At 26.1% G+C, this 22,578-nt stretch carries 35 protein-coding genes; 20 read left to right on the forward strand and 15 right to left on the reverse strand.

From position 1 onward, the window contains the following. Positions 1-4: 4 nt before the first annotated feature. The 14 genes from KGF46_RS13745 to KGF46_RS13810 form a co-directional block, all read right to left on the reverse strand. Positions 5-232 carry a hypothetical protein gene (locus KGF46_RS13745; protein WP_227862071.1) on the reverse strand — a complete coding sequence of 76 codons (228 nt, stop codon included), beginning with the start codon at positions 230-232 and terminating at the stop codon, positions 5-7. After that, the gene (locus tag KGF46_RS13750) at positions 195-1,679 is read right to left on the reverse strand and encodes a hypothetical protein (protein WP_227828996.1); all 1,485 of its coding nucleotides are present in this window, start codon (positions 1,677-1,679) and stop codon (positions 195-197) included. The genes KGF46_RS13745 and KGF46_RS13750 overlap by 38 nt, the downstream gene beginning before the upstream one ends. Then, a complete protein-coding gene (locus KGF46_RS13755; RefSeq protein ID WP_227828997.1) occupies positions 1,648-3,423 on the reverse strand; it encodes a terminase large subunit in 1,776 nt (591 codons plus the stop codon). The genes KGF46_RS13750 and KGF46_RS13755 overlap by 32 nt, the downstream gene beginning before the upstream one ends. Further along, positions 3,413-4,240, reverse strand: a complete 828-nt coding sequence (locus KGF46_RS13760; protein ID WP_227828998.1) for a hypothetical protein — start codon at positions 4,238-4,240, stop codon at positions 3,413-3,415. Before KGF46_RS13760 ends, KGF46_RS13755 begins: the two co-directional genes overlap by 11 nt. A gap of 197 nt (positions 4,241-4,437) precedes the next feature. Further along, a complete protein-coding gene (locus KGF46_RS13765; RefSeq protein WP_227828999.1) occupies positions 4,438-4,623 on the reverse strand; it encodes a hypothetical protein in 186 nt (61 codons plus the stop codon). Between the two features lie 91 nt (positions 4,624-4,714). Continuing rightward, positions 4,715-5,065, reverse strand: coding sequence for a hypothetical protein (locus KGF46_RS13770; RefSeq protein ID WP_227829000.1), 351 nt, complete (start codon positions 5,063-5,065; stop codon positions 4,715-4,717). A 19-nt stretch (positions 5,066-5,084) separates the two neighbouring features. Beyond that, on the reverse strand, positions 5,085-5,498 hold the full coding sequence (locus tag KGF46_RS13775) for a hypothetical protein (protein WP_227829001.1): 414 nt from the start codon (positions 5,496-5,498) through the stop codon (positions 5,085-5,087). Between the two features lie 205 nt (positions 5,499-5,703). Next, positions 5,704-5,982: an HU family DNA-binding protein gene (locus KGF46_RS13780; RefSeq protein ID WP_227829002.1), complete on the reverse strand. Its 279-nt coding sequence runs from the start codon at positions 5,980-5,982 to the stop codon at positions 5,704-5,706. 117 nt (positions 5,983-6,099) lie between these two features. Further along, on the reverse strand, positions 6,100-7,545 hold the full coding sequence (locus KGF46_RS13785; protein WP_227829003.1) for a hypothetical protein: 1,446 nt from the start codon (positions 7,543-7,545) through the stop codon (positions 6,100-6,102). A 2-nt stretch (positions 7,546-7,547) separates the two neighbouring features. Next, on the reverse strand, positions 7,548-7,775 hold the full coding sequence (locus KGF46_RS13790) for a hypothetical protein (protein WP_227829004.1): 228 nt from the start codon (positions 7,773-7,775) through the stop codon (positions 7,548-7,550). Positions 7,776-7,879: 104 nt separating this feature from the next. Next, positions 7,880-8,110, reverse strand: coding sequence for a hypothetical protein (locus KGF46_RS13795; RefSeq protein WP_227829005.1), 231 nt, complete (start codon positions 8,108-8,110; stop codon positions 7,880-7,882). A gap of 192 nt (positions 8,111-8,302) precedes the next feature. Further along, on the reverse strand, positions 8,303-9,157 hold the full coding sequence (locus KGF46_RS13800) for a hypothetical protein (RefSeq protein ID WP_227829006.1): 855 nt from the start codon (positions 9,155-9,157) through the stop codon (positions 8,303-8,305). A 361-nt stretch (positions 9,158-9,518) separates the two neighbouring features. Beyond that, positions 9,519-9,791, reverse strand: coding sequence for a hypothetical protein (locus KGF46_RS13805; RefSeq protein WP_227829007.1), 273 nt, complete (start codon positions 9,789-9,791; stop codon positions 9,519-9,521). 12 nt (positions 9,792-9,803) lie between these two features. Then, the gene (locus KGF46_RS13810) at positions 9,804-10,718 is read right to left on the reverse strand and encodes a ParM/StbA family protein (RefSeq protein WP_227829008.1); all 915 of its coding nucleotides are present in this window, start codon (positions 10,716-10,718) and stop codon (positions 9,804-9,806) included. Between the two features lie 1,488 nt (positions 10,719-12,206). Here KGF46_RS13810 and KGF46_RS13815 point away from each other — a divergent pair. From KGF46_RS13815 to KGF46_RS13840, 6 genes are all read left to right on the forward strand, one after another. Then, on the forward strand, positions 12,207-12,416 hold the full coding sequence (locus KGF46_RS13815; RefSeq protein ID WP_022620716.1) for a helix-turn-helix transcriptional regulator: 210 nt from the start codon (positions 12,207-12,209) through the stop codon (positions 12,414-12,416). A gap of 184 nt (positions 12,417-12,600) precedes the next feature. Then, on the forward strand, positions 12,601-12,759 hold the full coding sequence (locus tag KGF46_RS13820) for a hypothetical protein (RefSeq protein WP_227829009.1): 159 nt from the start codon (positions 12,601-12,603) through the stop codon (positions 12,757-12,759). Positions 12,760-13,011: 252 nt separating this feature from the next. Beyond that, positions 13,012-13,203 carry a helix-turn-helix domain-containing protein gene (locus KGF46_RS13825; protein WP_074145571.1) on the forward strand — a complete coding sequence of 64 codons (192 nt, stop codon included), beginning with the start codon at positions 13,012-13,014 and terminating at the stop codon, positions 13,201-13,203. Positions 13,204-13,289: 86 nt separating this feature from the next. Beyond that, on the forward strand, positions 13,290-13,604 hold the full coding sequence (locus KGF46_RS13830; RefSeq protein WP_227862072.1) for a hypothetical protein: 315 nt from the start codon (positions 13,290-13,292) through the stop codon (positions 13,602-13,604). A 102-nt stretch (positions 13,605-13,706) separates the two neighbouring features. Then, positions 13,707-13,862: a hypothetical protein gene (locus KGF46_RS13835; RefSeq protein ID WP_021373112.1), complete on the forward strand. Its 156-nt coding sequence runs from the start codon at positions 13,707-13,709 to the stop codon at positions 13,860-13,862. Positions 13,863-13,945: 83 nt separating this feature from the next. Beyond that, positions 13,946-14,146, forward strand: a complete 201-nt coding sequence (locus KGF46_RS13840) for a helix-turn-helix domain-containing protein (RefSeq protein WP_227829011.1) — start codon at positions 13,946-13,948, stop codon at positions 14,144-14,146. 152 nt (positions 14,147-14,298) lie between these two features. On the opposite strand, the gene KGF46_RS13845 is transcribed toward KGF46_RS13840, so the two are convergent. Beyond that, positions 14,299-14,610: a helix-turn-helix domain-containing protein gene (locus KGF46_RS13845; protein WP_009894777.1), complete on the reverse strand. Its 312-nt coding sequence runs from the start codon at positions 14,608-14,610 to the stop codon at positions 14,299-14,301. A 573-nt stretch (positions 14,611-15,183) separates the two neighbouring features. Here KGF46_RS13845 and KGF46_RS13850 point away from each other — a divergent pair. The 14 genes from KGF46_RS13850 (at position 15,184) to KGF46_RS13915 (ending at position 22,364) form a co-directional block, all read left to right on the forward strand. After that, positions 15,184-15,444: a hypothetical protein gene (locus tag KGF46_RS13850; RefSeq protein WP_227829013.1), complete on the forward strand. Its 261-nt coding sequence runs from the start codon at positions 15,184-15,186 to the stop codon at positions 15,442-15,444. Between the two features lie 13 nt (positions 15,445-15,457). After that, on the forward strand, positions 15,458-15,760 hold the full coding sequence (locus KGF46_RS13855; protein WP_021373126.1) for a hypothetical protein: 303 nt from the start codon (positions 15,458-15,460) through the stop codon (positions 15,758-15,760). Between the two features lie 96 nt (positions 15,761-15,856). Further along, entirely contained in the window at positions 15,857-16,060 is a 204-nt protein-coding gene (locus KGF46_RS13860) for a helix-turn-helix transcriptional regulator (RefSeq protein WP_021381328.1), read from the forward strand. A 290-nt stretch (positions 16,061-16,350) separates the two neighbouring features. Then, on the forward strand, positions 16,351-16,758 hold the full coding sequence (locus KGF46_RS13865; protein WP_227862073.1) for a hypothetical protein: 408 nt from the start codon (positions 16,351-16,353) through the stop codon (positions 16,756-16,758). Between the two features lie 91 nt (positions 16,759-16,849). Then, positions 16,850-17,038 (forward strand): AbrB/MazE/SpoVT family DNA-binding domain-containing protein, encoded by a 189-nt coding sequence (locus KGF46_RS13870; protein ID WP_227862074.1) that lies wholly within the window; start codon positions 16,850-16,852, stop codon positions 17,036-17,038. A gap of 125 nt (positions 17,039-17,163) precedes the next feature. Continuing rightward, the gene (locus KGF46_RS13875) at positions 17,164-17,847 is read left to right on the forward strand and encodes an antirestriction protein ArdA (RefSeq protein WP_227862075.1); all 684 of its coding nucleotides are present in this window, start codon (positions 17,164-17,166) and stop codon (positions 17,845-17,847) included. A gap of 51 nt (positions 17,848-17,898) precedes the next feature. Then, a complete protein-coding gene (locus KGF46_RS13880; RefSeq protein WP_227854728.1) occupies positions 17,899-18,039 on the forward strand; it encodes a hypothetical protein in 141 nt (46 codons plus the stop codon). Positions 18,040-18,051: 12 nt separating this feature from the next. Continuing rightward, on the forward strand, positions 18,052-18,396 hold the full coding sequence (locus KGF46_RS13885) for a hypothetical protein (protein WP_227862076.1): 345 nt from the start codon (positions 18,052-18,054) through the stop codon (positions 18,394-18,396). A 17-nt stretch (positions 18,397-18,413) separates the two neighbouring features. After that, positions 18,414-18,650 (forward strand): hypothetical protein, encoded by a 237-nt coding sequence (locus KGF46_RS13890; RefSeq protein WP_227862077.1) that lies wholly within the window; start codon positions 18,414-18,416, stop codon positions 18,648-18,650. Positions 18,651-18,695: 45 nt separating this feature from the next. Continuing rightward, complete coding sequence (locus KGF46_RS13895) at positions 18,696-19,703, forward strand: hypothetical protein (protein WP_227862078.1); 1,008 nt, start codon at positions 18,696-18,698, stop codon at positions 19,701-19,703. Positions 19,704-19,784: 81 nt separating this feature from the next. Further along, entirely contained in the window at positions 19,785-20,396 is a 612-nt protein-coding gene (locus tag KGF46_RS13900) for a hypothetical protein (protein ID WP_227850680.1), read from the forward strand. Between the two features lie 253 nt (positions 20,397-20,649). Then, positions 20,650-21,171, forward strand: a complete 522-nt coding sequence (locus KGF46_RS13905; RefSeq protein ID WP_227829019.1) for a hypothetical protein — start codon at positions 20,650-20,652, stop codon at positions 21,169-21,171. After that, positions 21,164-21,406, forward strand: a complete 243-nt coding sequence (locus KGF46_RS13910; RefSeq protein ID WP_227829020.1) for a hypothetical protein — start codon at positions 21,164-21,166, stop codon at positions 21,404-21,406. Before KGF46_RS13905 ends, KGF46_RS13910 begins: the two co-directional genes overlap by 8 nt. 160 nt (positions 21,407-21,566) lie before the next feature. Beyond that, on the forward strand, positions 21,567-22,364 hold the full coding sequence (locus KGF46_RS13915; protein ID WP_227862079.1) for an ORF6C domain-containing protein: 798 nt from the start codon (positions 21,567-21,569) through the stop codon (positions 22,362-22,364). Positions 22,365-22,578: the final 214 nt, after the last annotated feature.

The raw sequence follows: 22,578 nt of genomic DNA on the forward strand, positions 1-22,578 counted from the left end.
CTCCTTAAATAAACATTACATCACTAAAACTTATATCTTTAAAATCTTCCTTACTAAAATTAAGTATCTCATCAGGCTTATTTTCAAATAAATAAAATGATTCTTCTCCACATTTATTTTCATTAATAAAAGTAAATCCTTTTTTCATTAATTCGTCTTTTTTATCACTTGTAAATGCAATAATAAACCTTTTGTTATTTATTCTCATCTTTTCTATCTGCTTTGTTTCCATTTGTATCACCATCACCCTTATCTTCATTAGTAGGTCTTCCAGCGTCAGTATTTGAAAATGTATATGAAGCCTGTTTTACTGGCAATAAATCATCTATTTCCATTAATTGTTCTGCCTTATATAAATTAGCAATTTCAATTGGCTCTTTTCCAGTACTAGCTAAATATACTAGTCTACTATCTCCTACACTATTTATATTTTCTCTAAGTTGTTGTGATATCTTAGATTGGTTAAAATGAGTTGTACCAACAAAGTAAAGTTGAAATGCTTTAGATGGGTTCTTTTTATTTAATTCATAATTTATCCATATCTCTATTTCATTTTGAATCCTCATTGGTATTAAACTATCTGCTATAACACCATCTGCAATTGATTCTGTATTTATTTTATCTGAGTTAAAAAGTGCTGTATTGATTCCAGCATTATCAAATATAAATTCTTTTGCTTCTTTAACATAATCATTAATCTTTGATTTTCCATCACTTAGATTAATCCCTTCCATATCTAGTGGAGTTACTGCTACAGATGTCCCTGCTGGTAAATTAGATTTTATATCATTGTAGTAAGCACTTAATAAATCAAATGCAACTAATGGCTCATCATTTTTACCATAAGGAACTTTCCCATGTATTAACTTAATACTTTCAATAATAGCGTTAGAACCCTTTAAATCTTTCATATCTTCAAGTTCCAAAATATCATCAAATAAAAAGCTAAAAAATGGTATTCCTTTTGTTGAATCAATGTCTATATTAAACGCTACAGCATTATCACTTAATTCATAGTACTTATTTTCTATTAAGTCTTCATTCTTCAATTTTCCATCTCTTAATTTTTTATATGCTTCTTGAACTTCTATTGGAAATGCTGATAAAGTCTTCCTATTTATTTTTCTTAAATCAATTCCATACCTTAATACCCCATTTACTTTGGATGTTATTGTACAATAAGAAGCTGGTATTTGTTGCATCATTATGCATTTTGAATCTTCAATTTTATATAGATATACTTCTCCTTGTTCTAATACTTTTTCAGTTATCCAAGGACAAATATGTTTAAGTTGATATTTTTTTAGAAATGTAGCTGACTTAAAAAAAGAGTTGATATAATCATCTTTATCTTTAAATTTAGAAATATTTGTTGGTATGATATAATGGTCAAATGTATTCATGGTTGAAATCATATTTAGAATTCTTTTATATGTACCAGACGTTTCTTTAAGCAAAAGACTCACCTTTTGTAATAATTCTACATTTTTATAAGGGTCTGTCATAGCTTTTCTTACTTGATCTCTACTTATATTTCTTATCTTATACATTTCATTTGATAGATTTATAGTGTTTTCTATCATTGCATAATTTCTTTGCCTTAGTTGCTCATTTAAGTATTTTATTTGGTCTAAAGTATAATCTTTTTTATCTCCTTTGAGTTCTATTATGGTTTCCACCTCCTGACCAGAATGAAATTATTTGTCCATTTTCTTTACTATTTCTCTTTTTTAATTCTCCATCTAGTAAATTTGCTAGATAATTTCCATATGCTAAGGAAGAATATCTATCTTTCCTTGCTTTTCCCTTTTCTTTAACTTTAAGCCACTTTTGACCATCATTTTTGACAGTTTCTAAGTTAATTAATTCGTTTACAAGTAGCGTAGTTTGTTTATATGGTAATATCATTCTCGCTTGGTCTGTATAATTTTTCTTTGCATATCCAGCTGTACTACTTAACATATCATTTGCTTCTACATCGCTTATAGGTAACTTTATTCTATTTTTTAGAAATACATCAAGTAAACCAATTATACAATCATGATTTATTTGTCCATATGCTTTAATCTCAAATATAACTGGATAATTCTCTTTTGTAGTAAAATTATTATGTAAATGATTTGTATTAGCGTGAGAAAATGCATTATATTCTTTATTTCTAGCATCATCATAATTAACCCTAAGTAAATCAGATAAAACACTTTGTCCTACTCCTTGAGTATCTATAACTAAGAAATCTGCTTCAAAATCAAAGAACAATTGCTTTAATTTTATTGCTTGTTTATCTGGCTTCATACCATTATGAGATTCTATATGAACAACCATTCTTTCATAATAATCTTTCTCGGGCAATAACCTCCAGCATGTATATACTGAGTTATCATTATTTTCTCCTTCTGCAATAGCAATGTCAGCAGAAATTATCCTTAGTTCACCTTTTCTTTTTTGTAGATTACACTTTACTTTTCCATTTTTAGCCGATAATACTTCTAAATCTGTTGGAGGATAAAATGGATTTTTTAATGTCCTACATGGATTTACATAAGATGACTTAAATATTGCATCTTCATTCTCTCCAAAGAAAAGTGATTCCATCTCCATAATCCAAGAAACAGCATCCATTTCTCTTTTCATTTCATCTGCTCTTTCTTTATCCAGTATTCCATGATGAAGAGAAAGTTTATAATTACAATTAAGTACAAATTTATCTCTACCATCTATCATATCTTTAACATACAATTTAAATTTGTCATATGCTTCATGCATCCTAAACCATGCACTACTTAGATACAATTCTTTATTAGGTTCTGGAGGGTAATCTTCATATTTTCCATCTTTTTTAAACTTTAGATTTCTACTTACATTTAGAAATGGCTTAAGAATCCTATCTTGTATTTCTTTTTTTACTAATCTAAACTCATCTACAATAAGAATATTAAAACGAAAACCTCTTGACTGTTCATTTGAGACTATAGCTTCTATAGTGCTTCCATTATGAAATGTCACCTTAGAAAATTTGTTATTATATTCTATCTTTTTAATCTCTCTAGCTAACATAGGAGATTGTTTTACTAATTCTTTTTCTATCTTTTCTCTTATAATAAGTTCTGCTTGTGATTTAGTAAATGCAGCTATACCAATTTTAGAATTTGGATATAAAACAGCTCTACAACATGCATATACAGCAGCAATCCAGCTCTTTGCAAATCCTCTGGCACATATAAGCATTGCATAGTTAACCTTATCAAACATATATATTAAAATACTTTGAACCAAATATAAATTAAGGCCAAAATAATCTATACAAAATCTGTGAGGATTTTCTCTATAAAACTTAGTCCATTCAATTACACCTTCTTCAAAAGCTTTAGTTTTATCTGAATTAATCTCATTGTTATTTAATTTTCTAGTTTTAGTTATCATTTGGATTATCCTCACTAGCTAACTGAAATACTTTTCTCATTTGTCCTATAAACCACTTATTAATATATGTTTTTATTTTATCTACATCTTTAAATTGCTCTGAAGGCTCTCCTATTGGTCTATAATTCTCTATTTTATCAATCCATGTACCCCATGTAATAGTTTCATTTTCTGCTAAACTTGCTTCTTGAATAGGTTTTATATTTGCATCATTCATAAGTTTTGATATTAAGGTATTCATTTTCTCAAATCCTGTAGCGTCACCATTTCTTAGTGCTTCATCACTCTTTAATAAACATTTAGAAATTTGCTCTAACAACATTTTTTCAGCAGGTCTTTTACATTGATATGCAATAGAAAATTCATTAAATTTATTTTCTAAAAACATATAATCTTCTTTTCTTAACCCTGCTCCCCATCTTTCAATCATATCATTACTTATCTTTACTTCTTTTAGTTCAACCTCTATATCAAGTTTATCTTCAATAGAGTTATCAAAAGAAGTTTTGCCTCTATATTTTGAATTTCTATTAACAATTTTCATATATTCATCAATAGAATCTTCACATTTCTTTCGCATAGATTCTTCAGCCAAGTTATCGTCAAAATAAATATCAAAATTGAAACAAAGATGTTTTAAGGCCTTTAAACTACTATTGTATTTTTCATTTAATCTATTAAACATTTCTTTGAAACAATCCTTGCACACAGGTAATCTACCATTATCTAAATATATATCACTATAACTTTTCCAAAAGTATCTCTCTTCATATTTCTCTTGTTTACAACAAGAACATTTTTTCTTATTTACTGCCACATATTATCACCACCATAAAAAAGACCACTAGAGAACCAACCCTAGTGGCTAATAGGGAGATTCAGTTCAATTAAGAGCTGAATTAAGTTTACTTTATAAAATTAACTCAGCTCTTAATAAAATATCTCCATTATATTATCAAACAAATATCATTATCAATATATTAAGTAAAAAATAAATAGTCTAAGAAATTAATCTTAGACTATTGTTTCACTCAATCTTATCGTTATATTTAAATCTGTATCACCAGCATATTTATCTAAAATATCACTAAGTAATACTTCATGGTCTCCATCTTTTAAATGCTCTACAATCTTAACTGTTCCATCTTCTTCTTTTACTATCTCACATTTCTCTAAGACTGTTCCTTTATTATTTTTCATATATTATCTCCCTTATTTTTTTTATTATTTTGTAGAGTTATAGTTTAGGTAGGATGAAAAACTATAACTCTACTAGGAATGTATTAATGTTTTATATAATATCTGTAATATTTAATGTTAATCCCCAATCTAAGTTAAAACCTACATCTGTACATTCAGAGAGTTCAAATATTTTAGCCATTAATTCATATGGTTTTTCTTTTTGCGGATTATATCTTATTGTCCAATAGTTAGTATTATTTAGTATGTCATACACTCTTTCTTTTTCCTTATCTTTATCATATCCACTGTGATTATTTTCATCAACTTCTATGTGTATACTATCAAATATAATGAAATCCAAATAATACTTTCCACATTTAACTTGTCTTTTAACATTTTCTTTTTTAAATGTAAAATCCAAATAATTTCCTATTTCTTCTTCATATTTTTTAAAATTCAACTAATTTTCTTTTATTAGCTCACAATATAATTCTGGTAATTCTTGAGATAGTAAATATCTTACCTTTTTTTGCTACCTCTGAATCTCTAAGCAACATGCCTATTTTAAGTATAGCTTTTCTAGGTATTAATATCAGACCTCTTGATGGAATTTTAAATTTGACAATATGTCCCTTTTTAGTATTTTCAAGCATTTCAACTATATCATCATATTTATATAGTCTAAGTCCATCTGATTCTAACTCGCCTCTATTTCTTTGTATAAGTTTCTTTATCGTCTCTTTATCAACTTCATAATAATTAGAAACAAGTTCCACTGTACTAAAATCTGTATTCCTCAAAGTTAGTATTTCTTTAACATGTTCTAACACATCAATTCTATCTATATTTTTATCTCTTAGTTCCTTATTTTCTATTAGTTTTTCACTATTCATTTTATCAAATCTCCCTTTTCTTTAGTATAAGAAAAGAAGGACTTAATACTATCTCACGACAGGAGCCTTCTTTTTTAGGAGGGTGGCTATCCCTCAAATATTATAAATTAAACAATATCTAGGGGTTTTCAAACTGATAAACACCCCCAACTATGACCACTTGTCTATTGATTACTCTAATATGATTATCTTAAATATTTATTTTTTATTTTATTGCATCCTTTAAAGATTTAGCTGCTTTTACTTTAGGAACTATTTTATCCTCAGTCTTCCAAGACTTTTTAGTTCCATCTTCAAGAGTTATTTCACCCTCTCTACCTTTTTGTACTTTAGTTATATACTTAACCCCCATTAGAGTTAATTCATCACCATTTTTTAATACTTCATTTCTTTTTTCTTCAATCACATCCAGTATTTCTCTCGCTTTTACCTGTGATATATCTAATCCCTCTGCTACCATTTTTATAAATTCTTTAGTTTTCATATTTTTCAATCTCCCTTTTCTCATATAATTTTCATTTGATAATAAGAGGTTTTATTTTTATCCCCTTACATTATTAATATGTTTTAAGCAGCCCTTTTTTAAACCACTTTACTTGCGTTAACATGAACTACAAAAAGTTTCACAACCATCTTTTCTTCTTTTATTCTTATTAAAATTAGATATTAATTTTATTTTGCCACATCTACTACATCTTTTATATTTACCTTTAGAAATAGATATGTAGTAACAATTTTCTTCATAATTTTTCTCATATGTATCTATTATTTTGTTTACTATTTTATTTATTTGATTATTTACTGCTTGAGGTGTTATATTCATTAAATCTGAAATACAATCTAATGATTTATCTTTTCTATATAAATCTAATATATCTCTTTGAACTGTAGTAAATTCCGTTTTAGATATGAGGTTATTTAAATCCATAACAATACATGATAAGTCATCTTGTAAATCATTTCCTTTTTGAACCCTTAAAAGCTCCCTTACGTGTGATTTATCAAACATATCAAGATAATCCCAGTCAGGGCTTCCTGCATCGTCTAATGGTGCTTTCCAAATAATAGGTCTTTCTATTAAACTTTTAGCATCTATCATATCATTTTTTAATAACTTTAAATTCTTTCTAACTACTCTCTTAAGTTTTAATTCTTCTTTATTTAATTGTTTACTCCCTAGCTCTTTATATTTAGCTTTATACCATTCATAGGTATCTGAATATGCTTTTATAACTGGGTATTTTTTAACATCCTTAGGTTTAACTTTTATATCTTTTACTTTTTTGTAGTTATTAGGTAATTGAAAGAATGCAAATGAAGTGTCTTCTTTAAATCCATCTTTATTAGAAATTTTTGAATCGATGTTTCCTCCATTGACTGTAGCTACTTTATTTAGAAATGCTTCTTCTTGACATGCTCTTTGAAATAGTTCTTTTGAGTTATATATTTTTATTTTAGTTTCTTTTTGTTTATCATCTACAGCTAATATATAACTAGCTAGTATTTCTAATGTCTTAGCTATATTAGAAGTTGAATATGTACTATCATTTTTATTTAACATCAATTTTATTTTTGATGTATCTTGATGAGTATAATCCCATGTACCATCACTATTACTAAAGGGATTAACTACACCCATATATTCATTTGGATTCACCCCTCTTGACTCACACCACTTAATAAAATTTTTATGCCCCATTATAACCTCTTTACCATTATCATCCACATAATATATTCCATCTTTATCTAGTGGACTATCTGAAGTTTGTTTAAATATTTCTTCCCAAAATTTATCACCGAATTGTCTTTTCTCTTGATAATTTACTCTTGTAACAACAGTCTCGTTTCTTTTTGTAACAGAATTATAATATTTATTGCTATAACTTTTCTCCTTTTCCTCAAACCATGTACATTTAGTTCCTAATCGTTCTTCCACATATTTAATTCTATCTGAACAATTATCTACACTGTAATCTAAATTCTTTATGTAATCTTGCGCATATTTACCATTTATGCTTTCATAAAAATTGTTATTATTATATATCAATATTATATCTCCTTTCCTTGTAACCCATCATCATAGTTTGTATCATCATAATCCCATATTTTATCCTTAGAATCCTCCTCATGCCTTCTATTTACTATTTCATATGAAGATCTTTCACTCATCTCCATATACATATCTATTTCTTTTTCATACTTATCATCTTTATGTAAATTTGTCTCTTCTGATTTCTTTAAATCCTCTAAATATATTAGTTCTATTTTTCCGCTCATAATTCTCCTTCTTTAATTTTAAACTTGATTTGCAAAGATTTGCTTTCTTTGACTTGAATTTATAGATTTGTTATTATTGATATGCCCAAGTGATTATATATCATTTATAAATTTTCTAATTTTAAGATTGGTTTGAAAAATATCTGTACACACTTAAATAATTCTTCATCTGTACCTATTTTCTTATTGTTATAATATACATTTCCATTTTCCTCAAATCTCATTACTTGTTTATCAGATATAATTTCTATTGTACTATTTCCATGAAATCTTATTGTTCCACCTAAAGGTTTTCGTCTAACATCAACACTAAAATCTGTTTTAATCTTAAACACCTCTTTCCTATTTTTATCTAAATAAAATTTAATTTTATATTCAAGGTGTAAACTTTTTACGCCACTTTTTTGCCCAAAAGTAAACTTTTTACGCCACCCCTAAATTTTATTTTTTGCCTATTTTTAAACGTTTTTTGCTATTTTTTAGAGTTCATTACCTCTTATTCTGAGACTGACCTAACTAGGTATAAATTAAAAAAAACATAAATTAATTGTTTTCTTTACTTCACTTAAATTATTACCTCTCCAAATTACATAAGGATTTATAATAAAATAATCAGTATTCTCATAAGAGTTTTCAACAATTACATATTTAAAAAAATAATATTTATCTCCATTTACTTCTATATAAAATTTAAGTAATTCTTTTTTAAATTTAATCATGTATTGCTTTGAAGAATCAATATTTAATAACTCACAAATTTTATTCAAACTAATTTTCTTTATTTTTGAAATATCTGATTCGTAAGGATTTAAACATAAGATATTACTCTCGAAATGTATATATGGTATGAGTTGATATATATAGCTTAATTGTTTATGTTGTCTTGGTGTACAATGTTCATAGAGAAATCTACTTGTGTTTATATAGATTCTTGTATACTCTTTATTTTCAAATTTAGAAATTCCTTTTGTAAAATACTTTGGATTTATATAAAACTTATTACTAAATTCATATAACAATTCACTTTTCTTTACATCTATTAAGAAATCTCTAAATGCTCTATCCTTAAGGCTTAATATTTCTTTCATATTTTTCCTATCTATAGGAATTATTTCTTTAAATTGAGAATATTTAACCAATAAGTTTTCTTCTCCTGTATTATAGTTTAAATATGTTGCAAGATATATTAGTCTACTTATATTAGCTCTGCTTATATTTACTTCATTAAATAATAATTCATTTTTTACATAAGCACAAAATACAAAACCTCCTAACTTAAAATTATGATATGGTAACTCCTTTTTACTATTCATGATAGCTTTTTGTTCTGGTGAAAAACTTCTTTTTCTCTTACCAATTTCAAGTACTTCACCTCTTTTCATCCCTCGATGTTCTACTACTTCTCCAGTTCTCTTATCTGTAACAATAATGTCTTTTATAAATTCATTTCCACTTATTATAAATACTACCTCCTTTCATTTTTTTTAACAAAAGTGCTACCTACACTTTAAAAAGCCTATTTTTCCTATACTAAAAACGATGTTTCTTAAAAAAAGATATTATAAAAGTGATAGCCCAATCGCAAGATAAAAAACATCTTGCAATTGTTCTTAGCAACAAGTTGCTTCAGAAATTTCATTACCCTCTATGTTCTATCCATGTTTTAAGTATAACATATACCTTCTTTGTTCTCAATAGTTTTTTTAAATATCTACCCAAATTTTCTTGAGTAGATATTTTCATTTAATCTGGCATGTTATTAAATATATTTTTAATAATAGGATTTTCTTTTTTTATATCTTTTTTCTCTTCAGTAACAGTTGTTTCTTTATTTATTGTATATACACCATTACCTAAACATTGTTTTAATAATTTATTTTCTTCTTGAAGATTCTTCCACTCTAATATTATTCTTTCCAAAGCTGTATTTCTACTACTTATATTTTTATCACTCTGGTATTTTTCTATTTCATCAAATATATCTTCTTCTAAATAAAAACTAGATGATTTTTTCATATAATATCACTCCTAGAATTGTTCCATACCTACTTCAAATAGTCCTTTAGCTGTAGCCATTTGAGCATCTTTAGAAACTTTGAATCTATTATCAAATGTCATATGTAATGCAGTACCTCCACTTACATACACATCCATTTCGTCTATATTTTTCCACTTAGAAGCTATTCTTTGAGCTGTACTTTCAGATGCCATAATATAGGCAACCTTTTTAAGTTCATCATAATCATTAGAACTATCTATCTCATTAAGCTCTCTTATTATTCCTCTATCTTTTAGTTGCTTTTGAACCATTGTTAATGCATCCTGATTTCCAGCCTCTAATGTATCTGATAGTTTATCATTAAATACAAAACCTTTTTCAAAGAAAGACATCTCAGTACTTCTAAAACCTATTGAAACCATGCCAACCGCTTTATCTTCATTTACTTTTCCTTCTAATGTATGAAATAATGCAGCGTCTCCTTCTCTAAAAATTGATATATCAGATATTTTTATTTCTTTATGTCCACCCTTTATTTTATCTTTTACTTTAAATGTTTTACCTTTATATGTGTCTACAACTTCTTTTAATGTTGTTTTCCTAAATGATTTATATGGAACGCCCATCATTAATTTTACTTCATCAGCTACAGCTATTTCATTAAGAGCAGCAGCAACTAATATTCTCATTGTAAAAGATACTTTAGAATCATCAGAATTTCTTATAGGTGTTATACTTTCTTTTTCTGCTAATGAACCAACAAAGTAACTTACACTTTCAAAATCTATGTATATTGGATTTTCATATTTCTCAAAATCTATGTTTCTTCCATCGCCAAATACTGATTTAAACAAACACTCTTTAACCATTCCATTATACTTACTATATCCTTTTACATATCCTCTTCCTATATCTAAGCCTATAACTTGGTAATTTTCTTCCATTTTCATTCCTCCTAAGTAAATATTTACTAAATATATTATACCATACAAACAATTAATAATTGCATTAAATTTGCACAAAAATTCAACTATAAAATGACATTTTTTATTTTTACATTTAAATTTACATTACTTATAAACCATTTTTGATTCATATATAAATCAACAATCTATTATATAAATTTTTTAGTTTATATTTAAATTAAAATCAAACCATTTATGAACTAGTGAATTAGTTTATTTAACCATATTATCTGTATTTCTTTTAAGTACAAACTTTAGTTTTCAGCAAAATATTGAAATTTATTTTCTTGCAGACAACATTTTAATTCTAATTTAATAAATCTCCTTATATTTCAAGTTGTTTTTTGTATTTAATATTCTTATATGTTTTAGTTGTTTTTATAATAATTTATACATACACTTTTAATTTGTATTTTCCTTATTGAGAGTATAATTTAAGAATAAAAATCTAAGAAATGTCTTTAGACAGAGTTTGATTTTATGTGGAAAATATAGAATTATTTCGTCTGTAAATCCGTCTGTAATTTTTTTGAACTGTGGAAATGAAAGGACTACACATAAAATTCCACTGACAAATAAGCCACTTTCCCTAAAATACCCCCTACCCTATTTTAAGTTTATTTTATTATGTTAAACATCTTATTTTCTTTATTTAATTAATAAAAGTAATACTTTTATCTTATTTTAGAAATCTATGTTTTTGTCAGTAAAAAAAGACATAAAAATAAGTATTCTATGCCATTTTTCTAAACCTTAGTAATTTCAACATATTTAATAACAAATATCATCATTTTGTCAGTAAAATGTCAGTTATTAGTTTTATCTATGTCATAAAAGGATTACAATGACTATGTTTTATTAAACTTATATAGCGTTCATAATTGTATAATTTTTTATATTGTATAGAAATTTTTATTATAGATTAGAAAGTCTTATAGACATTAATAAGACATCATTCAAACATCAATTCAAACACTATTCGGACATCACAACGTCAATTAGACATCACAACTTATAACTGTTGATATAACTACATTTAAACAAATATATAAATAATATACACTAAAATCATCACATTTATACTTGCAATATCGTAGTGGTTAATGTTATAATAATCTTGTACCAAATTTTAACAGGAAGGGGGGACAATAATGTGGGTAAGCATAGTAGACGTATCAACAAAGTTTTAACATTAAAGATAGTATTTATTATTATCTTTAATACAGTAAGTGTTATTAGTTCTTTAATAACTATCTATTGTTTTATTAATAAGTAAAACAATGAGCCTATACAAGAGTGTACCGACTCTTGTATAGGTGATACGTCTACTATATATTATAACACATTTAAACAAACTATGAAAAGAGATACTAGAACATGTATATTGTATGGTATTGGTTGTTTAATAGTTATTATTGCATTAATAATAAACATTAAACGCTTGTTTTAGGAGGTGAATACTAATCAATGAAATTAGATTTATTGAAACAATATAGACTTGAAAGAGGACTAACACAACAACAATTATCTACTTATATTGATATGTCTTATAGAAGTTATTCAAGTAAGGAGAATGGACAAAGACCTTTTTACATTGGAGATTTAGAAAAGATATTTGACGTATTGAATTTAAGTGACGAGGAAATATTAAGTTTGTTAGATAGAAAAAATGTATAGTATAACACTCAATAGACTAGGTTTTAATATATCTAGTCTATTTTTATATCGCAATATTTTGCCGAAATTTTAGTCATGGCTTTATTGACATATAAGACTTGACATATAAGTCATTTTTGTGTATAATGTAATTAAGGTAAGAGTTAAATCTTATCTATACAATTTAATATTAGGGGGTGACGTTATGAGAATAACTAAAGACAAAATAAAAGAGCTAATCGAGTTGGTAGCACAACTTGAAAAGCTCCTTGTCCAAGTTTTTAAATCACTTGAACATATTTTGATTTCTTTATGTTCTTGTATCGGTTGGCTATTAATACTTATGTACATAGTTAAAAATTAATAACCAATACAATATACCTATATAGATACATTTTTATAGGTATATTGTAACACACCTAATATTAAAAGTAAATGAGGTGATGACATGAGCCAACATGTTAAAACTACGTTGCAAATAGTAAGGATACTAGGTTTATTGTTCTTCTTATATTTTGCACTTAAAGCAATGTATATTGTTTATCTTTAATATCTTTATTGAGTTACTTATACATTAAGTAACTCCTTTTTGTTATAATACTAATGAGGTGATAACATGAAATTAGAAAAATTAATTGATATAAGAAAAGAAAAAAAATATTCTCAAGAGGATATTGCTAGAATGTTAGACATATCTTTAAGAAATTATCACAGAAAAGAAAAAGGAGAAAATCAATTTACAGTAAGTGAACTTGAAAAAATATGTAACTATTTAGATATAGAACCAAATGAACTACTTGACATATAGTAGTTCTTTTTTTGTATAAGTTATCCACAGGAATCCATGTTATAATATTAAGACATCAATAAAACATATAGAAAAGAGGTCTAAGTATGGATACTTGTATAATCAATTTATTAGAAGAATTAAAAACTGATATTAAAGAAATTAAAACCTCACAAAATAAAATAAGTACGGATATTATTGAATTAAAAAGTAATCAAAATAAAATAATAAATCAAATTGACTTATTGAAACTAGTTCAAAGTACTAGTAATTCAGATGATAACATTAGTATGAAATCAGTTGAAACAGCTATATTGAAAATGGAAAGTAATACAAATAAATTCAATGATAAGTTATCTATTTTAGAAAGTATAATTATAAATAATTGGAAGGAACTTCTTGAACTTAAAGGATTTGAATAACAAGTAATAATTTACTTGTATTTTTTTACTTATGGCAGTATAATCTAATTAAGGTAGTACTTAACACTACCTTATACAATTTAATATTGGGGGGTGTCTTAAATGATAACCAAAGACAAAATAAAAGAGCTAATCGAGTTGTGCCACCAACTTGAAAAGCTCGTAGTTCAGATGATTAAATCAGCCGAACAAATACTTTTTGCTTTAATCTCATTTATAGGCTTGTTATACATATTAATAGATATGATTAATAACTAATAACAAGCTACAATATACCTGTAAATAGTATATTATAGGTATATTGTAACACACCCAATATTAGAATTACAAGAGGTGATATAATGAAGCTTAATAAGTTAAAAGAGTTAAGAGAACAAAAGGGTTATACTCAACAAACATTAAGTACTAAGATGGGTATGAGCATAAGGGCATATGCTTATAAGGAAAATGGGCATAGAGATTTTTCAGTTGAAGAACTAGAACAAATATTATATTACTTAGATATAGACGCAAATGAATTATTAGAACCACATAAAAAATAGACTAGATTATAGCTAGTCTATTTTATTACAACAACATATTGTACAAGCCATTTAAATCCATTCTAAGTATGTTTCAATACGGTTGCTTTATGTTTGTACCTTTATATTTTAGAATCGAATATAAAAAATAAGCTAGACATATATACTCTAGCTTAAAGTAGTTTCTTTAATGTGTTGACTTGCTCTTGAACTATCGTTTTACTCTTAGTGTCTAACTCTCTATAATTATTTAATAGTTGTTTTTCTTCTTCTTCTAGTTGTATATTCTCTCTATTATCTGTAAGACATAATATATAATCTATACTTACATTGTATATATTAGATAATTTTATAAGTGTCTCATTGTCAATTTTTCTTCTGTTTGTTTCATAGTTTTGTATTGTTACATAATGTACACCTAAAAGTTCTCCCACCTGTTGAGTTGAATATCCTTTTTCTTTTCTTAGCTCTCTCAATCTATTCATCAAATCACCTCTTAATTCTAAATATAACATATTATAAATTTAATTACAATTGTATTCAAAACGGTATGTTTTATATACAACATTACTTAAAACAAATCGTTTTGTTTATTTATATTTTATATTGACATTCAAAACAATTTGTTTTATAATTAAATCATAGCAAAGGAGAACAAGAAAACACTGAACCACCTCTCACAGAAGTAACAGGCGAAGAACCTTCTTAAAACTCTAGCTAATAAATCATACTAGTTGGTGAGGTGTTCCCAACACTAGATATTAAATAAGTAAATTAATAAAGGTTTCCAATTAAAGCCTATAAAAAATTGAGGTATCAACTTAGTTGCTCCTATAATGGCACTCAATACAATTTAATATGACATAGCAGTTGTGAGGTACTGCGTTATCAAAAGTACTAAAGATTGAGCATTAAAATTATAGTTTGTACTGCTTGACACCTACATGGTTATAAACTATCTAACATTTACTAGAGTAATCTACCTTAGATTTTTTTAGTAAGTGTTGGAATACAACGCTTAAATTATGATATAATAATAAAATAGGAGTGTGAACGGCATGGATGAAAAAATATTAGAACTATTACAGGAAATACAAAATGATATTAAAGGAATGAAACAAGATATCAGCGATTTAAAAACTGGACAAGTTGAAATTAAAGACGACTTAAAAGAAATAAAAGGCGATATATTAAAATTAGACATAAAGGCAGAAGATACAAAAAGAAGTATAAAACTTATGCAATTAGACATTAATAAAATAGAAACTATTACTAACTATAATCTGAATGACATTGCAACACTTAAAGCAATTAAATAGGAGTGTGAACAGTATGGATGAAAAAATATTAGAGTTATTACAAAAAATGGATACTAGATTTGACAGAATCGAAAATAGACTAGATAGTATGGATGGTCGTTTTGATGGGATTGAAAACCAACTTAGTGATTTAAAAGAAGGTCAAGAAGAAATTAAAAAGAAACTAGACTTAACTTATAATCAAGTTGCTAGAAATATGGAAGGCATAACAGAAGTTGGAGAAAAAATAGACACTTTAAAAAATGACATGAACTTTGTAGAAATGGCTACATCTAAAAATTGGAATGAAATAGCAAAGTTAAAATCAATTAAATAGCAGTACATAAAAAGACATCTTTAATTTAAGGTGTCTTTTATATAACTCTTTAGTATGGTATTATTATAGAATAATGATATTCTTGGAGGGAACAAAATGAACTTAGATAGATTAAAAGAATTAAGAGAAAGCAGAGGATACACGCAACAAATGTTAAGCACATACATTAATATGTCGACTTCAACTTATAATGATAAGGAAAAGGGTAAAACATCATTTAAAATTGAAGAACTTGAAAAAATAGCTAAATTGCTTAAATTCACTAAAGAAGAAATATTTGAATTACTCGACTTAGACTAATCGAGTAAAATAAAAAATAAAAATCCGAAAAACACGTTGACAATATTCGTATAAGAATATATAATTAAAGTATCAAAACAAATATAGAACTAAATCTTAATCCGAAAAATACTATTTAAAAATTCGTATATGATAGTACATTAAAAACTAAATACGACATAGCAGTTGTGAAATACTGCATTATCAAAAGTACATCAGGTATTTAGTAAAATAATTTACGGATTGTTTTATTAAGTACTTGAATATAGTACTTACATTCATGTTATAATAATAAAAGGAGTGTGGTCGTGATGGATGAAAAGATATTAGAATTATTACAGGAAATGCAAGGTGGTATCAAAGGTATACAAGGTGAAATCAAAGGAATTAATACTAGATTGGATGGTATGGAAAACGACATTAAGGATTTGAAAACTGGACAAGTTGAAACCAACAACAGATTTGACAGTATTGATAAACATTTTGATATAGTAGAAACTCAATTAAAAGAGAATACTCAATTACTTAAAGCTTTAGAGCATAAAGCAAATGTAAGCAAAGCAGAACATGACAAAATGTCCTTTGATATTCTTAATATTCAAGGTGATATGACTGAAACAAAAGAAAATATACAAGAAGTTGCTAACAAGTTAAACACCTTAGAGACTGTTACAATAGATAATTGGAAGGACATAACAAAATTAAAAAGAATTAAATAGCGTACATAAAAAGACACTTGAATTTGAGTGTCTTTTCTATAAGCTCTTAGTATGGTATTATTAAACAATAATATCATTGGAGGTATAACGAATGTATGAGCAGAGAAAAGCAAAAGTATTATTTACTACAAGTGGAGGAACTGCAAGCAAAGGTTCAGTCACAAATAGAATAACAATTCCTACTAATTGGGTTAAACAAATGGATATAACTAAATTAGATAGGGAAGTTACATTGACTTTTGATGGTAATAAAATAATAATAGAAAAAATAGACGAGTAGATGCAAAATCTACTCAAAAAACACTTGACTTATTCGGACAGAATGTATTATAATAAAAATATCAAAACAAATAAAATTTTTAACAAAACATTCGGACAGAATAATATAAAAAGGGGGATATAAAAATGCTAAATATATATATAACTAACTTAGGGAAATATAACGAAGGTGAAATAATGGGTAAATGGATTGATTTACCAATATATGAAGAAGATTTGGTGAAAGTATTGAATAGTATAGGTGTTGATGAAGAACATGAGGAATATTTTATCACAGATTATGAGATAGATGTCGATATAGAAGGATTAGATATAGAAGAATACAGTAATATAGGGCAACTAAATGAATTAGCAGAGAAATTTGAGGGGTTAGAAGAATATGGAATTGAACAACTAAAGGCTTTACTTGAAAGTGGGCGTATTGATTTGGATGACATACTTGAAGGTGATATTTGTAGCTTATTATCTAATTATACATTTGTACAACTTGATGATTCATCATCATTAGATGATGAAAACTTAGGATATAGTTACATAGAGGAAGTATATTGTGGTGACTTATCTTGTATAGAAAATATTTCTTACTATTTTGATAAAGATATGATTATCGAAGATTTAGACGAAGAAAATAAAGAATGTTATGAAAATATGACGGATATTGAATTTGTAGAGAACTATATTGAAGACTTAGGTCAGGAAACACTTGAAAGATACTTTGACTATGAATCTTATGGAAGTGATTTACGTTGTGATGTTGTTTATATAGCATCAAATTATTTAGCTATAATTGCTAAGACAAAAAAGTTTTAGGGCGTTCTTTAAAAACGCCACTCCAATAAAAAATTGAAAGGGGAATAAATTATGAAAAAATTAATAATCAAGATAAAATCATTGTTTAAAAAGGATTTAGATGGAAGCTATTGGAGCAATACAGAAAGTATTATATTGAAATGTGGAACCAGTGAACAACTAGGATTATTAAAACAGGTTAATAAATTATAGGAGGTAATAATTATGAAATACATTTCAAGTCTAGGGATTTATATTACAAAATTAGAAGATTTAAGAGATAAAATTGATGATGATTTATACAACTGGATAGAAATACATCAAGATACAGAGGGGTACAAGGATAAATTTGAAGAGTTAAAAGAAGAGTTTGATTATTATACAGATATAGCAAAATCTAACGATATATGTTTTTTAGAAATATCATCATTGTTAGAAAGTAGTATTAAAATTTTACATCAACTTGAAGATTATATAATTGAAACTGATAGATTAAATAGGAAGAAAATTCTATCTTTTATATCTTCTATGAACTTAAAAGAAATAGAGGAAACGATTGATTGTAAATAAAATAGGAGGGTAATAAAATGCTAAATTATTCTGAATATATGACGGCAACAGATTTAATAAATATATGTGACCTTTTAGAAGGTGAAACAATAGGAGAAGCAGGAACTTATAATTCTTTAAGTACTAGACTGGGAAATTTAATCGGATTAGACTGGTCTTTAAAAGGAGAAGAATTGAGACAGCAATTAATACAAAATATTAATAATATGATGTATTTAGATAGTGAGAATAAAATGCAATATAAAGAATTTTAAATAATTTAAGTAAATAAAACAGTTAATTTATAGGAGGAAAATAAAATGAATAAGATGCTTATATTTTATGATGAAGAAGGATATCCAGTTTTTCAAGCACTTGTAAGAAACGTAAAAAAATATACTAGACAAAATATAATATTTGAATTGGTAGAAGATTATATTAAAAATAATATAGATGAAATTGACTTAAAAAGTGATGAAATATATAGTAGTGTAAGTTGGAAGGTTTGGACTATATCAGACGCAGGAATATATAATACCTTATTTGATTTAAAATTAGATTATGATAGCTTGATTGATAATAAGGAAAGTAATGTAGATATAGAAGGACATAATGAGAAAAATTATAATACAGGAAATCGTAATGCAGGACATAGTAATACAGGAAGTTATAATACAGGAAATCGTAATACAGGACATAGCAATAAAGGAGATTCTAATACGGGACATGGTAATAAAGGAGATTGGAATACAGGAGATTATAATACAGGATGGGGGAATACAGGAGAATGGAATACAGGAAATCGTAATACAAGATATAACAATATAGGAAATGATAATACAGGAAGTTATAATACAGGGAATTGTAATTCTGGACATAGTAACATAGGGGATAATAACACAGGATATTGTAATTCAGGAAATTACAATACAGGAAATTATAATATAGGAAACTGTAACTCAGGAGAATGGAACATAGGAGATTATAATGCAGGTGTATTTTGTACAGATGTTCCAAAAATTAGGATGTTTAATAAAGAAACCGATTTAACATATGAGGATTGGATGAATAGTGAGGCACGAAATATTTTAAAAAGAAATAGTTATTTAACAAAATGGATTCGCATTGATGACATGACAGAAGAAGAAAAAGAAAATAATCAAGGATATGAAATTAATAATGGTTATTTGAAAGTATTTTCTACATTCAAAGAGATGTACAAAGATATGCGGGATAGTCTAACTGATGAAGAAAAGAAAATTATTATGGATATACCTAATTTTGATGTTGATATTTTTAAAGAGATAACTGGAATAGAAGTAATTTAAATTAAAAATAAAGTAATGAATATAAGAATATAAATAAAATTCAACTTTTAAGTTGATATAAAATATTAGGAGGATATAAAAATGAAAAAAATATTATTATTTGAAGGTGCTGGGATGGATATCTATGAAGATGGTTCAGATGTTGGAAATCACAGAATTAGAACTGCTTTTATAAATGATAATGGAGATAAAATATATTTAGAATTAGGTGGTAATTTACAAAATTGTAAAACTTCAAAAAGATTTGGGTGGTATACACATATTGACCATTGTTTTAACTTAAGCGTATCGACTGATGAAAATGTTTCAAGAATAAAATTGAATAACACATTTTTTAAGGGATATTCAAAAAGGGACTTAACAAATTATATAAATGAAAATCTCAATTGTAAGTTTGATACTATAGAGGTTTTAGACTGGATGGAAGGCTATAGAGTGCATGAGAGTAGAAGTGAATGTAATTTGATGGATAATCATAAATTAAATAGAAAAAGAACTATAGCAAGAAATAAAGCATATGAAAAAATAGATAAAGAAATAATGGAAAAATTAGGAGAAAAATATTCTAAAATAAGTCTTTATTCTATGGATGAGAACTCTATAACTATTAGATGTTATACATATGAAAAAGATTTATATAAAATAGGCATGAGTGAAGATAATAGATTATTAAAAATACCAGTTAATTATTAGATTAAAAAATAAATGGGAAGAAATTTGAATTGAGAATAAAAACATTTAAAATATTAATTTTAATAAGATATTTAAATTATCAAATCTCTATTATTATATGCATATTACTATAGATTAATTGATAATGATATTTATTTGATAAAGAGATTTTAAAGAGTACAAAAATTTAAAGGCATAAATACATTAAGATGATTTTCAAACAGCTTATATAGGCTTGTACGAAGTCATAATTATAAACTAGGAGGGTATAAAAATGAAATTTAAAAATACAGTTATGGGAATGTTGTTAGGTTTAATTATTGTAGGAGTTACAGGAGTAACGGAAGTTAAGGCTGCTGAATTAGATAATTTTTATGTAGAGCCTACAGATAGAGTTGTAGAAGTTTTAGAAGATGAAAGTATAATTCTATATGATACTAAAGAAAAAGTTTATAATTTCTATCCTGTATGTTTAGGTGACTGGAACTATAGCTTTGACAATAAAGAAGATTTAGATAACGCAGTTGCAACTTACAAAGAGTTATCAAGCAATGTAAATCATTCAAGTAATGTATATGTGGTTAATAAGTTAAATGACAATGGAAACATTAAAGTGTTTCTAAATGATGGAAGTTCAATTGTTTATATAAAACAGGATAATAAATATTACTTTTATCCTTCTTGTATGGGTGACTGGTATTTAACATTAGATAATAAAATTGATTTAAAAAATTGTATTAATACTTATATAGAATATTATTATTCCTTGTCAACTGGAGGTGGCACAAATGAATAATAATGATAAGTTATCTATATTAAATCAATTGGAATACATAGAAAATGATATTGATGCAAGAAATGAAATGATTGAAAAATTTAAGGACTTATTGGTCAAATATCCAAAGAGTAGAGATATAAGAAGATATATAAAACAACAAACTCAATTTTTAAATGGTATTAGATATATATATGATAATTTAGATATTTTGAAGAATATGGTAAATAATGACAAGAAGCGAGAACGTTACTAGACATAACAATGTCTACTGAATGTAAAAAGGGATTCATTTAATAAATACAAAGTTATTATGTCAATTTTTAATTAAATTGTAATTTAACATAAAAAATGTAGTTACTATTTGAAAACTTATAATAACTACATTCAATAATTTAAAAAGGGAGATGGAAAAAGTGAATGAATTAAAAATCAAAGGAAAACAAAAGTTTATGAATTTAGAAATACCAGTTATAGAGGGTGGTTTTGGTGAAGATAAAAAATGTATGACGGATAAGACTATATCTGAAATACATAATCAACCTAATAGAAAAATAAGGGAGAGAATAAAAGACAATATAAAAAGATTCAAAGATGACATAGATTATATAGATATTAAACGTGTCCTTGAAACGGACACGTTGATAGAATTAGGTTATTCCAAGCAATCTATAACTCAAGCTGATAATATATTTTTATTATCTGAAAGAGGTTACTCAAAATTAATTAAAATAATGGATACTGATTTAGCTTGGGAAATACATGATAAAATAATGGATGAATACTTTACTATGAAAAAAAAGTTAAATGACCCTTTTGAAAACTTATCTCCAGAGTTAAAAGTTATAATCAAACTAGAACAAAGACAGGCAGAACTTGAGTCTGGTCAACAGGAGTTAGAAGAAAAAGTTAATGTCCTATATGATTTTTCTACCATAGACTACAATCAACAAGAAACTATTAGAAGTTTGGTAAATAGAAGGGTAATACAAGTATATCAATGTTTAAATTTTTCAGCTTATGAAGATGCTAAATTAAGAAAAAGAGTATACTTTTCACTATGGAAAGATTATAGAAAAAAATTTGGTGTTAATAGCTATAAAAACACTGCTAAAAAGAACTATGACAATGCAATTAAATTCATAGAAAATTGGGAACCTAATTATGATTTAAGTAATGAAATATATATGTTTCAAAAAGTTAAAAATATATAAGAATAATGATTGGAGATTATTATGATATATTATATAAAAGATATACATACTATAAGTCTATATGATGCTTTTAGATGGCATACAATGGGATTGTCATTCATTATTAAAGCTGGTAAATTTAAAGGTTTTACAATATAACTAAATAATTGAGAAGAGAATTATGATAACATTCTTTTCTCAATTAATTATCATTACCAACAAATAAAGTTCAAAA

This window comes from Clostridioides sp. ZZV14-6153 (genome assembly GCF_020657855.1).
Classification (GTDB): domain Bacteria; phylum Bacillota; class Clostridia; order Peptostreptococcales; family Peptostreptococcaceae; genus Clostridioides.